Source organism: Serratia marcescens, from assembly GCF_029846115.1.
Classification (GTDB): domain Bacteria; phylum Pseudomonadota; class Gammaproteobacteria; order Enterobacterales; family Enterobacteriaceae; genus Serratia; species Serratia marcescens_L.
In genome coordinates, this window is record NZ_JARVZZ010000001.1 from 3,177,519 (window position 1) to 3,190,375 (window position 12,857).

The 12,857-nt window shown below is 57.9% G+C and carries 13 protein-coding genes; 3 read left to right on the forward strand and 10 right to left on the reverse strand.

Going from position 1 to position 12,857, the window contains the following annotated elements; genetic code table 11:
* Positions 1–60 precede the first annotated feature (60 nt).
* Both cfa and punC read right to left on the reverse strand, forming a co-directional pair.
* Positions 61–1,212: a cyclopropane fatty acyl phospholipid synthase gene (gene cfa / locus QDT79_RS15045; protein ID WP_038874787.1), complete on the reverse strand. Its 1,152-nt coding sequence runs from the start codon at positions 1,210–1,212 to the stop codon at positions 61–63.
* 344 nt (positions 1,213–1,556) lie between these two features.
* Positions 1,557–2,768: a purine nucleoside transporter PunC gene (gene punC, locus QDT79_RS15050; protein WP_107226869.1), complete on the reverse strand. Its 1,212-nt coding sequence runs from the start codon at positions 2,766–2,768 to the stop codon at positions 1,557–1,559.
* Between the two features lie 123 nt (positions 2,769–2,891).
* Between punC and punR the strand changes: the two genes are divergently transcribed.
* Positions 2,892–3,836 (forward strand): DNA-binding transcriptional activator PunR, encoded by a 945-nt coding sequence (gene punR / locus QDT79_RS15055; protein ID WP_063989713.1) that lies wholly within the window; start codon positions 2,892–2,894, stop codon positions 3,834–3,836.
* On the opposite strand, the gene purR is transcribed toward punR, so the two are convergent.
* Complete coding sequence (gene purR / locus QDT79_RS15060) at positions 3,833–4,858, reverse strand: HTH-type transcriptional repressor PurR (RefSeq protein WP_033638375.1); 1,026 nt, start codon at positions 4,856–4,858, stop codon at positions 3,833–3,835. The two genes, punR and purR, sit on opposite strands and share 4 nt — an antisense overlap.
* A 324-nt stretch (positions 4,859–5,182) precedes the next feature.
* On the opposite strand from purR, the gene cydH reads away from it, so the two are divergent.
* The gene (gene cydH, locus QDT79_RS15065) at positions 5,183–5,272 is read left to right on the forward strand and encodes a cytochrome bd-I oxidase subunit CydH (protein WP_019455989.1); all 90 of its coding nucleotides are present in this window, start codon (positions 5,183–5,185) and stop codon (positions 5,270–5,272) included.
* Between the two features lie 61 nt (positions 5,273–5,333).
* Here cydH and sodB read toward each other — a convergent pair whose 3' ends face one another.
* Both sodB and QDT79_RS15075 read right to left on the reverse strand, forming a co-directional pair.
* Positions 5,334–5,912 (reverse strand): superoxide dismutase [Fe], encoded by a 579-nt coding sequence (gene sodB, locus QDT79_RS15070; protein ID WP_063989714.1) that lies wholly within the window; start codon positions 5,910–5,912, stop codon positions 5,334–5,336.
* 199 nt (positions 5,913–6,111) lie between these two features.
* Entirely contained in the window at positions 6,112–6,921 is an 810-nt protein-coding gene (locus QDT79_RS15075; protein ID WP_308316666.1) for a C40 family peptidase, read from the reverse strand.
* A gap of 416 nt (positions 6,922–7,337) precedes the next feature.
* Here QDT79_RS15075 and QDT79_RS15080 point away from each other — a divergent pair, with 416 nt between their 5' ends.
* Positions 7,338–7,685, forward strand: a complete 348-nt coding sequence (locus tag QDT79_RS15080) for a Grx4 family monothiol glutaredoxin (RefSeq protein ID WP_004931329.1) — start codon at positions 7,338–7,340, stop codon at positions 7,683–7,685.
* A 67-nt stretch (positions 7,686–7,752) separates the two neighbouring features.
* On the opposite strand, the gene rnt is transcribed toward QDT79_RS15080, so the two are convergent.
* The 5 genes from rnt to eptA all read right to left on the reverse strand — a co-directional run bounded on the left by rnt (position 7,753) and on the right by eptA (position 12,814).
* The gene (gene rnt, locus QDT79_RS15085) at positions 7,753–8,436 is read right to left on the reverse strand and encodes a ribonuclease T (protein ID WP_063989715.1); all 684 of its coding nucleotides are present in this window, start codon (positions 8,434–8,436) and stop codon (positions 7,753–7,755) included.
* Positions 8,437–8,514: 78 nt separating this feature from the next.
* The gene (gene gloA / locus QDT79_RS15090; protein WP_004931325.1) at positions 8,515–8,922 is read right to left on the reverse strand and encodes a lactoylglutathione lyase; all 408 of its coding nucleotides are present in this window, start codon (positions 8,920–8,922) and stop codon (positions 8,515–8,517) included.
* Positions 8,923–9,258: 336 nt separating this feature from the next.
* A complete protein-coding gene (locus QDT79_RS15095; RefSeq protein WP_063989716.1) occupies positions 9,259–10,362 on the reverse strand; it encodes an alkene reductase in 1,104 nt (367 codons plus the stop codon).
* 90 nt (positions 10,363–10,452) lie between these two features.
* A complete protein-coding gene (locus QDT79_RS15100) occupies positions 10,453–11,073 on the reverse strand; it encodes a TetR/AcrR family transcriptional regulator (protein ID WP_063989717.1) in 621 nt (206 codons plus the stop codon).
* A gap of 103 nt (positions 11,074–11,176) precedes the next feature.
* A complete protein-coding gene (eptA, locus tag QDT79_RS15105; protein ID WP_308316667.1) occupies positions 11,177–12,814 on the reverse strand; it encodes a phosphoethanolamine transferase EptA in 1,638 nt (545 codons plus the stop codon).
* Between the last annotated feature and the right edge of the window lie 43 nt (positions 12,815–12,857).

Consider the following 12,857-nt stretch of genomic DNA (forward strand, 5'->3'; position numbering starts at 1 on the left):
GAAAGAGCAAAAAAAAGCCCCGACGATGATGTTGCCGGGGCTTTTTTATCGGGAAAGCATTCAACGGGCGACGCGGATGCCGCCTTCAACGCCTTTCGGGCTGAACACCACCTGCCACAGCTGCAGATCGCGCGCCCGGAACGCGCCGGCGCAGGCATTCAGGTAGTAGCTGAACATCCGCTCGAAGCGTTCGGAATAGCGCGGGGCAAGCTGCGGCCACGCCTGCTTGAAGCGTTCGAACCAGGCCATCAGCGTGCGATCGTAGTCGGCACCGATGTTGTGCCAGTCTTCCATCACGAAATGGCCTTCGCTGGCTTCGGCGATATGGCTCACTGAAGGCAGACAGCCGTTCGGGAAAATGTACTTGTTGATCCACGGATCGACGTTCATGTCGGTTTTGTTGGAGCCGATAGTGTGCAGCAGGAACAGGCCGTGCGGCGCCAGATTGCGCTCTACCACGTTGAAATAGGTGCGGTAGTTTTTCGGCCCGACGTGCTCGAACATGCCGACCGAGACGATGCGATCGAACTGCTGATGCAGATCGCGGTAATCCTGCAGCAGGATCTGCACATCCAGCCCGGCGCAGCGCGCCTGAGCCAGCTTCTGCTGTTCGGCAGAAATGGTTACGCCGACCACTGACACGCCGTAATGCTTCGCCGCATAGGCGGAAAGACCGCCCCAGCCGCAGCCGATGTCCAGCAGGCGCATACCTGGCTGCAGCTGCAGTTTTTCGCAGATCATCCGCAGCTTCGCTTCCTGCGCTTCCTCCAGCGTGGTGGCGTCTTTCCAGTAGCCGCAGGAATATTGCATGTAAGGATCGAGCATCAGGGTAAACAGATCGTTGCCGAGATCGTAATGTTCTTTGCCGACGATCCAGGCGCGCTTTTTCGATTGCAGGTTGGTCAGGCGCGCGGCGGCGATACGCAGGGTATCTTTCAGGTGGTGGGGGAGTTTCTTCTCCAGCCCGGCGCTGACCACGCGCTGGAAGAACATATCCAGCCGTTCGCACTCCCACCAACCGTCCATGTAGCTTTCGCCCAGGCCCAGCGACCCTTGCTGCAGGACGCGTTTAAAGAAATCGGGGTTTTTAACCTGAATATCGAAAGGGCGCGATCCGTTGATTTCAATGCCGGCCAGACCGAGCATTTCGTGCGCGATACGGTACCACTGATTGTCCTGGATGCTCAGATCTTCTATACACGATGAACTCATAGCTTCTCCATCACCTTCTTCTGACTGATGACCCGTTAGGAAACAGCTTAGACAATTTCTGCGGGTGCATACGTTTACCGGCGGAAAATAGGCCCGCGGCGTCTGATATCCGACTATGAACAGAGGAAATTTAAAGAAACGACCCGGCGCGAACGGCGCGGGATAAACGCATCCTTAAAAAAAGAGTGTGACGCAAAGCGCGTACACAAGTGCTAATTGAGATATAGAGATTATAAGGTGTTACTTTACAAGGTTGTTTTTGAGTATAGGCGTGCCGAGGCGTTGACTCAACTGTAAATCGCACTCGGCACACATATTCTTTAAGTGATTATTAAACTTGGTAATTATGACGCTGAGTTAGCATGTTCCCGCTGCGCTTTTTGCTGCGCGTCAGCCGCTTTTCCCCGCTGCAGGAAATACCCCAGCGCGGCCAGGATCACCGTCGATACCATTACCGTCACCGTCGCCAACAGCGGCTGGGCAATGAACGCCGACACCAGCATGCTCGCCACAAAGCACAGCCCCAGCTGCAGCGTATTTTGCAGCGCGGCGGCCTTGCCACTGCTTTCCGGGAACGGCATCAGCGCATTCGCCACCATGATCGGGTAGCCGGCGCCGTTGACCAGCGCCATCACGCAGAACGGGATCAGCAGCGTGGTGAGCGTCGGTGCGGTCAGGGTCGCCACCAGATACAGCGCCACCATGCTGACACCATAAGCTACCAGCAGCCACGGCAGCAGGGTTTTGCCATTGATGCGCTTGAGCGCGGCACGGCAGCCATAGCCCCCCAGCAGGAAAGCCAGCGTCTGCGGCACATAGCTCAGACCGATGTCGCTCGGGCCATAGCCCATATCACCGAGGATGAACGGCGAGCCGGTCAGCCAGGCGAAGAAGCCTGCCGAGCAGGCGGCATACATGGCGACGTTGCCGCTGAACACTGGGGATTTCAACAGTCGCCAGAAGCTGACGCCGTTTTTTGGCGCCTCGGCGGTGGGCTGCGTTTTGGCGCGCTCTTTGAGCATCAGCGTCGGTAGCAGCAGCAGTACGGTGATGGCCAGCAGCACGGCGAAGATCGCGCGCCAGCTGGCGTGGTTCAACAGCCAGGCGCCCAGCAGCGGCGCCAGCGCCGGCGACAGCGCGACCAGCGGCATGATGGTGGCGAATACGCGGTTGGCCTGGCCTTCGCGATAGCGGTCGACCACCAGCGCTTGCCAGATGGCGGCGGCGGAACAGACGCCGACGGCCTGAATAAAGCGCAGGATCCAGAGCTGCACGGCGTTCTCTACCCACAGCATGCCCAGGCAGCCGAGGGCGAACAGCGTCAGGCCGATCAATAATACCGGTTTGCGGCCCAGGCGGTCGGAGAGCGGCCCCCACAGCAGCTGCGCGAAGGCGAAGCCGGCCAGGAAGATGCTCAGGCTGGCGCTCACCGCGCCGGCGGAAATTTGCAGTTCCTCCCGCATGGCGCCGAAGGCGGGGAGGTACATATCGGTCGCCAGATAACCCAGCATGCTCAGGCCGGCGAGGTAGAACATAAAGCCAAAGGAATTTCGCATGGTATTTCTCGTTAATATTTTAGTGTCGCAGGTTTTTAGCGCCGGCCAGTGTATCCGGCTGGATCTCTGCTTGTGAAACGGTAATATTTGCAAAGTGCTGTTAAAAAAATTGAAGGCAAAGCGATGTGGTCTGAATATTCTCTTGAAGTGGTCGACGCAGTAGCGCGTACCGGCAGTTTCAGCGCGGCGGCGCAGGAGCTGCACCGGGTGCCGTCGGCGGTGAGCTATACCGTACGGCAGCTGGAGCAATGGCTGGCGGTGCCGCTGTTTGAGCGGCGTCACCGCGACGTGGAGTTGACGCCGGCCGGCGCGTTGTTTATCAAGGATGCGCGAGTTGTTATCAAAAAAATGCTCGACACTCGCCGCCACTGTCAGCAGGTGGCTAACGGGTGGCGCGGCCAGCTGAATATCGCGGTCGACATCATCGTCAAACCGCAGCGCAGCCGCCAACTGGTGCTGGATTTCTACCGTCATTTCCCCGACGTCGAATTGATGCTGCAACCCGAGGTGTTCAATGGCGTGTGGGATGCCTTGGTGGACGGCAGAGCGGACATGGCGATCGGCGCCACCCGTGCGGTGCCGGTCGGCGGCGGCTTCGCCTTTCGCGACATGGGTTATATGAACTGGCTGTGCGTGGCCAGCCCGCAACATCCGCTGGCGCAGTTGACGGGGCCGCTGAATGACGATCAGCTGCGGCCATACCCTTCGCTTTGCCTGGAGGACACCTCGCGCAATCTGCCCAAGCGCGTCACCTGGACGCTGGATAACCAGCGACGGCTGGTGGTGCCGGACTGGACTTCGGCGCTCGACTGTTTGTGCGCCGGGCTGTGCGTCGGCATGATGCCGGCACATCGGGCGCTGCCGCGGGTGCAGCGCGGTGAGCTGACGGCGTTGCAGTTGCAGCAGCCGTTTCCCGCCAGCCCTTGCTGCCTGACCTGGCAGCAGGATAAACCGTCACCGGCGATGAGCTGGCTGCTGGCGTATCTGGGCGATGGGGAAACGCTGAATCAGGAATGGCTGAGCGAGGTGGAACCGGAAGCCGCACAGGCTTCCGGCGCGAGGGATTAGCGGCGGTAGTCGATGAACGGGCCGTCGGCGACCGAGCGGCGTTCGATCAACTTCGGATGCACTTCGATCACCTGCGACTCTTCGCGCTTGCTGATAATGCGATCCAGCAGCATGGTGAAGGCCATTTCGCCCAGGCGTTCTTTAGGCTGGTGAATGGTGGTCAGCGCCGGGGTGAAGTAGCGGGCGTTGCGCACGTTGTCATAGCCGATCACGGAAATATCCTGTGGCACCCGCAGCCCCAGCTCGTCGGCCGCGCAGATGGCGCCCATCGCCATGATGTCGCCGCCGCAGAATACCGCGGTCGGCCGCTGTTTTTGCGACAGGATTTGGTGCATCGCCTTGTAGCCGGACTCCGGCTCGAAGTCACCCTGGACGATCCACTCTTCGCGAATGTCGATATGCGCTTCCTGCAGCGCCTTCATAAAGCCCTGATGACGGCCGCCGCCGGTGTTGCGCGACAGCTGGCCCGGAATGGCGCCGATATCGCGGTGGCCGCGCTCGATCAGATAACGGCCGGCCAGATAGCCGCCTTCGAACGCGTTATCGATGATGGTATCGGTGAAGTCGCCGCGCGCGGCGCCCCAGTCCATCACCACCATCGGGATATTACGGTAGTCTTCCAGCATGCCCAGCAGCTGATCGGGGTACTCGGAGCACATGACCAGCAGGCCGTCGACGCGCTTTTGCGCCAGCATCGCCAGGTAGGCGCGCTGCTTGTCCAGATTGTTGTGCGAGTTGCACAGGATCAGGGTGTAGCCCTTGCTGTAGCAGCTGTTTTCCACCGCCTCGATCACTTCGGCAAAGTAGGGCGCTTCGCTCGAGGTGGCCAGCAGGCCGATCGACTTGGTGTGATTGACTTTCAGGCTGCGCGCCACGGCGCTCGGCGAGTAGTGCAGCTCTTTGATGGCGGCCCACACGGCCGCTTTGGTCTCTTCGGCGACGAAACGAGTCTTATTGATGACGTGCGAAACGGTGGTGGTGGAAACGCCCGCGCGTTTGGCCACATCTTTAATCGTTGCCATGTAAGGAATGACTCCTGAACTCACATGTTTACAGCATGTAAGTGTGATGTTAATCGTTTGCCTACGTAGATCCTTCTCCAGAGAAGCGAAAACTGAGTTTTTAGTGTGTTGAAGTCTTCAGCGCTTAGTCAGGAGGGGCATGGATGCCGGTACGCAGTTGTGAACTGCGAATTTTGTCGCATATTGAACAAAAGTGGAAGAGGTAATCGAGATTATAAACCGGGAAATGATAACAAGATTTTATCGGCGAACTGTGGGAAAATGATTTGACGTACTAATTGTACGCCTTTTATCCTTAGGAAAGCCTATTTTAAAGGAGTTATCATGGATACCGAATTGAAGATGTCGCTGTTTACCACCGTCTGCGCGTTGGCGGTCATTATCGCTTTCAGCTTCGTTGCCGCGTTGAACTGATTTACCCCCGGTTATAAAAAAGGCGCAGCCTGGCTGCGCCTCATCACCTCAGAACCTGCGCTTACGCCAGGTTTTCCGCGGCGAAGGTCCAGTTGACCAACGCCCAGAAGTTTTCCAGGTATTTTGGACGCGCATTGCGGTAATCGATGTAATACGCGTGTTCCCACACGTCAACGGTCAGCAGCGGTTTGTCTTCACCGGTCAGCGGGGTGGCCGCGTTGGAGGTGTTGACGATCGCCAGCGCGCCGTCCGGTTTTTTCACCAGCCAGGTCCAGCCGGCGCCGAAGTTTTTCACTGCGGCATCGGTGAACTGCTCTTTGAACGCAGCGAAGGAGCCGAAGGATTTGACGATCGCCGCCGCCAGTTCGCCCTGCGGTTCACCGCCGCCCTGTGGCGACAGGCAGTGCCAGTAGAAGGTGTGGTTCCACACCTGCGCGGCGTTGTTGAAGACGCCGCCGTCAGAGGTCTTGATGATCTCTTCGAGCGATTTGCCCTCGAATTCGCTGCCTTTCACCAGGTTGTTCAGGTTAACCACGTAGGTGTTGTGGTGTTTGCCGTAGTGGTATTCCAGGGTCTCGGCGGAGATGTGCGGCTCGAGCGCGTTTTTCTCATACGGTAATGCAGGTAATTCAAACGACATTGCTTCCTCCTTTACAGCGCCATTCGCTTCCCGCCGGGGCGAGAGTCATATGGGCCGTTTTTTATTGTGGTCTTTCAATCTTAACAATTTTCATCATAAAAAACAGGAAGAAAAGCGAGAAATGCGCGTGGGGTGGTGCGATGGGCGAGAGCTTGAACAGGCGGTTGCAACCCAGGCCGCAACCGCGCAGAGCAGGGCATTAACGAATGGTTTTCGGCGTCACTACGCGGCGTGCGCCGATGTAGTGGTTCTGCCAATAGTCATTGTCGAGCTGGCTGATGCGGATCTCTTCGCCGGTGCGCGGCGACTGGATGAATTTGCCGTTGCCCAGGTAGACGCCAACATGGTCCGCCACGCCGCGGTTGTTGATGCGGAAGAACACCAGATCGCCGCTTTCCAGTTCGCTTTTCTTGATCGGCGCCGCGTCGCGCAGGTGATACATTTCGTTGGCGGTGCGCGGCATTTTGATTTTCACCACGTCTTTATAGGCGTAATAGATAAGGCCGCTGCAGTCGAAACCGGTGCGCGGCGAACTGCCGCCCCAGCGATAAGGCTTGCCCATCTGATCCATCAGCTTGGCCATCGCGGTCTGCTTGGCATGCTGGTAGCGTTTTTTGTGCGCCGGGCTGAGTTTTAACGGCTTTTCGTCACGCGCCAGTTTGGCGGTGGCCATACCGGCTTCGCGGTGGCGACCATAGCCTTTTTTATAGCCCTTTTTCGGCGGGGTGACTTTAATCTTGGCGGTTTTCTGTGCTTTGGCCTTGGGTTTGGCGCTGGCGATCTTTTTCTCGCTTTTCGCCTTGGCGGTCTTGGTTTTTTTCGCAGGGGCCGTCACTTTGGCTTTTTTAGCGGCTTTGTCCGCTTTCTTTTTTCTGCGGTCATCGGGCCGCGCTTCATTAGCATGGCTTTTACGCTGCTCGGCGGCAACACGCGCCTGTGGCGCAGCGTGCGCCAAATTGAAGAAGAGCTGCGTAAACAGCAGCGCAAAGAGCGTAAGAATTAAACGCATGTCGACGTCACCAACCTTGGCCCCGAAGCGGATATCGAAAGAGTTACAGTATTCCCGAATTTCGCCATATAAAACAGCGAAGAACTCATAAATAATAATCCATATTGTGAGAAAACGTTAATGACATTTTTTTTGGTTCAAAATCAGTCTGTTGGTGTATAAAAAAGCACCGCCGGGTGGCTGTGGATATAATTAATCCCCGTCGTCATCGCCAAGCAATATATTAGTGAAATGGTCGGATTAAAAATGTTATTCTCAACGTATGTTTTGACCGGAATGACGTGGCCGGTGAAACGCGATCGGTAGCGGGCGAATATCCTTGCAAAAGATGGCGTTTTCTTGCGACTGTTCCAGCCGCTACAATAGCCCGCGTGATGCATGTTGTAGCCATGAAATGTGGCTTGAGGAAGCAATAAATGACGACGACACTTGAAAAAATTCAGCACCAGATCGCTGAAAACCCGATTCTGCTGTACATGAAAGGTTCGCCAAAGCTGCCGAGCTGCGGTTTCTCCGCACAGGCTGTGCAAGCGCTGTCCGCCTGCGGCGAACGTTTCGCCTACGTGGACATTCTGCAAAACCCGGACATTCGCGCCGAGCTGCCAAAATACGCCAACTGGCCGACGTTCCCGCAGCTGTGGGTAGACGGAGAGCTGGTCGGCGGTTGCGATATCATCATCGAGATGTATCAGCGCGGCGAACTGCAGCAGCTGATCAAAGAAACGGCAGAAAAGTATAAAGCGCAGGAAGACCAGCAGTCTTAATCGACAGGCTTGCGGTTATCGCGTAACGGGCGGCGCCAGTGCAAACTGGGCCGCCTTTTTTGTTGGTTTACTCGGCGAGATCGGCGACGGGCAGCGGCCAGCCGCCGAGACGTTTCCAGCGGTTAACCAGCTCGCAAAACAGCAGGGCGGTTTGCTCGGTGTCGTACAGCGCAGAGTGCGCCTGGCTGCTGTCGAACGGCATGCCGGCGGCGATACAGGCTTTCGCCAACACCGTTTGTCCCAGCACCAGGCCGCTCAGCGCGGCGGTGTCGAAGGTGGCGAACGGATGGAACGGGTTGCGCTTCAGGCCGGCGCGTTCGGCTGCGGCCATCAGGAAGCTGTGATCGAAGTTGGCGTTGTGCGCCACGATAATGGCCCGGTTGCAACCGCGATCCTTGAGCCCTTTGCGCACCGCTTTGAAAATGGCGTGCAGCGCGTCATATTCGCTGACCGCGCCGCGCAGCGGATTGTGCGGATCGATGCCGTTAAACGCCAGCGCTTCCGGCTGCAGGTTGGCGCCCTCGAAAGGCTCCACGTGGAAGTGCAGGGTCTCGTCCCGCTGCAGCCAGCCATCTTCATCCATTTTCAGCGTGACGGCGGCGATCTCCAGCAACGCATCGGTATTGGCGTTGAAGCCGGCGGTTTCAACATCTATTACTACGGGATAAAACCCACGAAAACGACCACTCAGGGCGTTAAGATCACTTTTTTCGGCCATCAGTTTCTTATCTTCATCGAATGCAGCGCGCATTATGGCAAATTTTGCGCCCGGTTGCAGGCGCTATCGCGCGGAGAATCAGCAGGGCGCAGCGCGCCCTGAAGGGGAGGCTTAGTGGCCGAGGCCCTGACCAGCGTGTTTGTTTTCGATCAGCTCGATTTTGTAGCCGTCCGGATCCTCGACGAAGGCGATGACCGTGGTGCCGCCTTTCACCGGGCCGGCTTCGCGGGTGACCTTGCCGCCTGCGCGGCGGATGCTGTCGCAGGTGGCGGCAACGTCGTCCACGCCCAGCGCCAGGTGGCCAAAGGCGGTGCCCATGTCGTAGCTGTCGGTGCCCCAGTTATAGGTCAGTTCGATAACCGCGCCTTCGCTCTCTTCCGTATAGCCGACGAAAGCCAGCGAGTATTTGTACTCTGGGTTTTCGCTGGTGCGCAGCAGGCGCATGCCTAATACCTTGGTGTAGAAGTCGATGGCGCGTTGCAGGTCACCGACGCGGATCATGGTATGGAGTAAGCGCATAATTCCTCTGAATTGACTGTGCCGTGGCAGACGGCGGGTGGATTGAAGCACAAGCGAGTATAGCCTTGTCCCGCAAGGGAATTCAACGTGACGAGTAAGTGACGATGTCACTTGCCGATCTCGCGACGGTGGTGTCTAAATATTGATCGAGCGTACCGATCGATACAGAGTAATTGATCTGCACAATCAATTATCTATTCCAGCGGCAATCGTGTAAAAATCGAACGGCAATAGAGATCAACACCAGGGAACCCCGGCCCGCCTTGTGCGGGCCTTTTTGTGCGCGGCGCATAAAAAACGGCCATGTGGTTGCGTGGCCGTTGGGGTCAGAACGGGTTACTTCGCCAGAAACGGATAGTCGGTATAGCCTTCGGCGCCGCCGCCGTAGAAGCTTTCCGGCTTAGGCTCGTTCAGCGGCGCATGCTGGCGGAAGCGCTCGACCAGATCCGGGTTGGCGATGTAGCTGCGGCCGAAGGCCACCGCGTCGATGAAGCCTTTTTCGATCAACGCTTCGGCTTTTTCGGCGGTGTAGGCGCCGGCGCCGACGATCACCCCTTTGAAGTGGGCGCGTACCGAGTCGCGGAAGGCGTCGGAATACGGTTTGCCGCCGGCCCAGTCCGGTTCGGAGATGTGCAAGTAGGCGATGTTGCGCTTATTCAACTCTTCCACCAGATACAGCGCCGCTTCTTCCTGATCTTCACCGTTGTCCAGCCCATTGAATGGCCCCAGCGGCGAGATACGAATACCGATGTGCTCGGAACCCCATTCGGCGATGGTGGCGTCGACCACTTCCAGCGTCAGGCGGGTGCGGTTCTCAATGCTGCCACCGTATTGATCGGTACGCTGGTTGGAAGCGGGTGACATGAACTGGTGCAGCAGATAGCCGTGGGCCGCATGCAGTTCGATGAAGTCGAAGCCGGCTTCCCGTGCGTTGGCGGTCGCCTGGCGGAAATCGTTGACGATGCCCGGGATCTCGCTGGTTTCGAGTGCACGCGGCGTGGAGGTCGGTACGCGCACCCAGGCGCCGGTTTCATCACGCACGGTGGTACGAGTTTCGGCGTTGATTGCCGAAGGCGCGACCGGTGCTTGCCCGCCCGGCTGCAGACTGGCGTGGGAGATGCGGCCTACGTGCCACAGCTGTACGGCGATATGGCCGTTTTTATCATGCACTGCCTGCGTGATGTTTTTCCATGCGGCGATCTGCTCCGGGGTATGCAACCCCGGTGCGCCGGCGTAGCCTTTCGCCTGGAAGGAAACCTGGGTCGCTTCGGTCACAATCAGGCCGGCGCCGGCGCGCTGTGCGTAATATTCCGCCATCAGCGGCGTAGGAATGTCGCCCGGCTCGATGCTGCGCAGACGCGTCAGCGGAGCCATAAACACGCGGTTGGGCAGGGTGATGGCGCCAACCTTCAGCGGAGAGAGCAATTTTTCAGTCTTCATAGTGCATCCTGTATTTAATAGACCGGTCGTCTAGTAATGGGCGATAAAAAACCACGAACTGCATTTTTCAATAAAAAGAAATTGTTACCGTTACGGTTGCGGCGGGCGCAGCAGCAACTCGATGCTTTCCAGCGCGCTGGTCAGCGGTGCCAACGAGTGACGTATCTTGGCGCGCAGCGAGGCACCGAGCCACAGTGAATACAGCGTTTCTGCGGTCGCCGCGGGGCTCATGGCCACCGACAGCGAGCCCTCGGCGATACCGCGCTCGATGGCCTCCTGCAGGTGACCGATCACGCGAGCGGTGCCCGTTTCCAGCGCATGGCGCATCGGTTCCGACAGATCGCTCACCTCGGCGGAAAGCTTCACCGCCAGGCAGGCGTTGTGGCATTCGCTGCGGCAGTGGTAGCTGATGGCCTGAGCGTAATAGCCGAGCAGCTGGTGGCGGGCATCGCCGCGTCTGTCGGCAAATAGCGCCTGCATTTCTGCATCATAATGGGCGAAATAGCGTTGCAGCATCGCTTCGCCGAAGACTTCCTTCGAGCGAAAATAGTGGTAGAACGAGCCTTTCGGCACGCCCGCAGTGGCCAGCAGTTCGCTCAGCCCCATGCCGGTAAAGCCCAGACGCAGGCTGAGGGTTTCGCCGGTGGCGAGCAGATGTTCACGTGTGTCCACGTTGCAATGCGTTGATTTGGTCATCATGGTGCCGAGCATAATAGACCGATTGGTCTAGGTCAATGGGAATAAAAAAACCGGCGCACAAAACGCCGGTGGTCTACAAACTATTGTGCCCCAGCGGCACGCGGAAGTTAAGCGCTTACGCCGCGTTGCGACAACGCTGCAGGATATCCAGCTGGGATTGATATTCGCGGCTCTGCACGTTCAGCATACCCAGCAGGGTGTGGAACAGGTTGTCCTGCGACACGTCGTCCTTTTCCGCCAGCGTATTCAGGCACTGGCGATCGACGCCGAAGTTGCGCTGATAGTCGGCCGACATCCACATCAGGAAAGGCACGTGCGTTTGTTGGCTTGGCGCGAAGACATAAGGCGTGCCGTGCAGATACATGCCGTTTTCCCCCAGCGATTCGCCGTGATCGGACAAATAGACCAGCGCGGTATTGAACCGGTCGTCATACTGCCGCAGCAGCTTGATAGTGGCATCGAGCATCGCGTCGGTATACAGGATGGAGTTGTCGTAGGTGTTCACCAGCTGCTCATGGCTGCAATCCTGGATCTGATTGCTGTTGCAGGTCGGCGAAAACGCCTGGAACGCCGGGGTGCTGCGGCGGTAGTAAGCCGGACCGTGGCTACCCATCTGGTGCAGCACGATCACGCCGTCGTCTTTCAGGCTATTGATATAGTCGTTCAGCTTGTACAGCAGCACGTTATCCATACAAACCTCGCCGTCACAGTCCTGCGGCAGTTTCAGCTTGGTCATATCGATGTGCGGTACCCGGTCGCAGGCGCCTTTGCAGCCGCCGTCGTTATCGCGCCACAGCACGCTGACGCCGGCATGCGCCAGCACGTCGAGCACGCCTTCCTGATGCGTTGCCTGAGTCGCGTCGTACTCCTTGCGCGGCATGTTGGAGAACATGCAGGGCACGGAGATCGCCGTTTCGGTGCCGCAAGAGCTGGCGTTCTTGAAGTAGACCACGTCATCCTGCTTCAGGCGCGGGTTGGTTTCGCGTTCATAGCCCCCGAGGGAGAAGTTTTCGGCGCGGGCGGTTTCGCCTACCACCAGGATCACCAGCGTTTTCTTGGACTGCCCGGCGATCAGCGGCCCTTTGCGCGCGTCCTCACCGATTTTTACCAACGGCAGATTGCGGGTGAAATAACGCTGTTCGGTAAACTTGATGGTGCCGGCCACGAAGTTGGAAGGCGTCAACATCTTCACCACGCTTTTATTGTTGCGGATCAGCGAAGCGTAGTCTTTGTAAAACAGCGCGGCGACGATCAGGATCACCACCAACGACAGCATGACGTTGGCGGCGCGCAGTCCGACCATGTACCACCAGGGGCGAGTCTGGCGAATTTGGGTGAAGCAGACCGCCACCGCCGGCAGAATGCCAAGCAGTGCCAGCCATAATCCCATACGCGGCGTCAGCAGCGCCGTCGCTTCCTGAGGATTGGTCTCGAAGGCGTTTTGCATCATGTTGCCGTCGATCACTACACCATAGCTGAACATGAAATAGTTGGCTGCGGCGCTGCCGAGCAAGAAAAAGATGATCAGCGGCTTGCGCAGGTAGGGCACAGTCAACACGCTGAAGATGATATTCAGCGCACAGAAGATCACCACCGGCATGCTGGCGGCGAAAATCACGCTGTGGACGCTATCGAAGGTGATATACGACCAGGCGCGATGCAGGAATAACGCGTTCTGAAACAGAGTGAAGAACAGGGCGGTGGCGAGGGTAAAACCGAGGCTGTTGCACTGTAAGCGTTGACGTAACCACATTGCCAAATCGGGATCCTGAAAGTAGATAATGTCGTGAAATCTA

Excerpts from the sequence above, each read along its gene's own strand:
- cfa (WP_038874787.1), bottom strand. The coding sequence starts at position 1,212 with ATGAGTTCATCGTGTATAGAAGATCTGAGCATCCAGGACAATCAGTGG.
- punC (WP_107226869.1), bottom strand. The coding sequence starts at position 2,768 with ATGCGAAATTCCTTTGGCTTTATGTTCTACCTCGCCGGCCTGAGCATG.
- punR (WP_063989713.1), top strand. The coding sequence starts at position 2,892 with ATGTGGTCTGAATATTCTCTTGAAGTGGTCGACGCAGTAGCGCGTACC.
- purR (WP_033638375.1), bottom strand. The coding sequence starts at position 4,858 with ATGGCAACGATTAAAGATGTGGCCAAACGCGCGGGCGTTTCCACCACC.
- cydH (WP_019455989.1), top strand. The coding sequence starts at position 5,183 with ATGGATACCGAATTGAAGATGTCGCTGTTTACCACCGTCTGCGCGTTG.
- sodB (WP_063989714.1), bottom strand. The coding sequence starts at position 5,912 with ATGTCGTTTGAATTACCTGCATTACCGTATGAGAAAAACGCGCTCGAG.
- QDT79_RS15075 (WP_308316666.1), bottom strand. The coding sequence starts at position 6,921 with ATGCGTTTAATTCTTACGCTCTTTGCGCTGCTGTTTACGCAGCTCTTC.
- QDT79_RS15080 (WP_004931329.1), top strand. The coding sequence starts at position 7,338 with ATGACGACGACACTTGAAAAAATTCAGCACCAGATCGCTGAAAACCCG.
- rnt (WP_063989715.1), bottom strand. The coding sequence starts at position 8,436 with ATGCGCGCTGCATTCGATGAAGATAAGAAACTGATGGCCGAAAAAAGT.
- gloA (WP_004931325.1), bottom strand. The coding sequence starts at position 8,922 with ATGCGCTTACTCCATACCATGATCCGCGTCGGTGACCTGCAACGCGCC.
- QDT79_RS15095 (WP_063989716.1), bottom strand. The coding sequence starts at position 10,362 with ATGAAGACTGAAAAATTGCTCTCTCCGCTGAAGGTTGGCGCCATCACC.
- QDT79_RS15100 (WP_063989717.1), bottom strand. The coding sequence starts at position 11,073 with ATGCTCGGCACCATGATGACCAAATCAACGCATTGCAACGTGGACACA.
- eptA (WP_308316667.1), bottom strand. The coding sequence starts at position 12,814 with ATGTGGTTACGTCAACGCTTACAGTGCAACAGCCTCGGTTTTACCCTC.